Source organism: Polaromonas sp. P1_G2 (assembly GCF_056405515.1).
The window spans coordinates 1-860 of sequence record NZ_JBFUBY010000566.1 but is presented as its reverse complement, the minus strand read 5'-3'; the positions used below and the strand labels follow the sequence as shown (position 1 = coordinate 860).

Sequence of the window (860 nt, the reverse complement as noted above, 5' to 3'; positions counted from 1 at the left end):
CGCCTGCCCTGGAGCGGTTATGGTGATTCCGGCGTGGGCCTGACCTTGTCGACTTACGGCATCCAGACCTTTACCCGCCCCAAAGCCTGGCACCTGCGCAATCCCTGACCATGAAGCTCACCCTCTTCGACCTGGACCACACCGTCCTCAACGGTGACAGCGACGTGCTGTGGTGCGACTTCCTGATCGGCAAGGGCATCCTGGGAAAAACCGAGTTCACCGCGCGCAATGCCGACATGGCAGCGCGCTACAAGGCCGGCACCGTCGGACTCAAGGAGTTCGCCGATTTTTACGTGGGCACGCTGGCCGGGYGGACGGCGCAAGAGTGGGAGCCGCTGCGCCAGGAGTTCCTGGCCGACTGGATCGTGCCGCGCGTGACACCCGCGGCGCTGGCGCTGGTCGACAAACACCTCGAAGCGGGCGACCTGGTCGTCCTGACCACGGCCACCAACCGCTTCATCACCGAACTCACGGCCATCTATTTCGACATCGAGCACCTGATCGCCACCGAGCCCGAGATGCGCGGCGACTTTTTCACCGGCAGCACCACCGGCGTACTCAATATGCGCGAAGGCAAAGTCGAACGCCTGCATGCCTGGCTCGCCGCGCGCGGCCTGCATTTCAAGGACTGCAAGACGACGGCCTACAGTGATTCCATCAACGACCTGCCGCTGCTGGAAGCCGTCAAGCACCCGGTGACGGTGAATGCCGACGCGACGCTCGCGGCCATCGGCGGCAAGCGCGGCTGGCCCGCGCTTCAGCTGCACTGAGAGCCATCGCAAGTCCGGTAACGGCCAGCGCGATAACGCGGCCGCATGCAGAATGGCTGTCTCATCCGGCTTGCCATATGCACACTCCAC

Annotated in this window: 1 protein-coding gene; it reads left to right on the top strand. The window is 64.3% G+C overall.

Annotated elements, in window-relative coordinates; all coding sequences use genetic code 11:
* Positions 1-110 precede the first annotated feature (110 nt).
* Positions 111-770 carry an HAD family hydrolase gene (locus AC1D0P_RS26205; protein WP_477679397.1) on the top strand — a complete coding sequence of 220 codons (660 nt, stop codon included), beginning with the start codon at positions 111-113 and terminating at the stop codon, positions 768-770.
* Positions 771-860 lie beyond the last annotated feature (90 nt).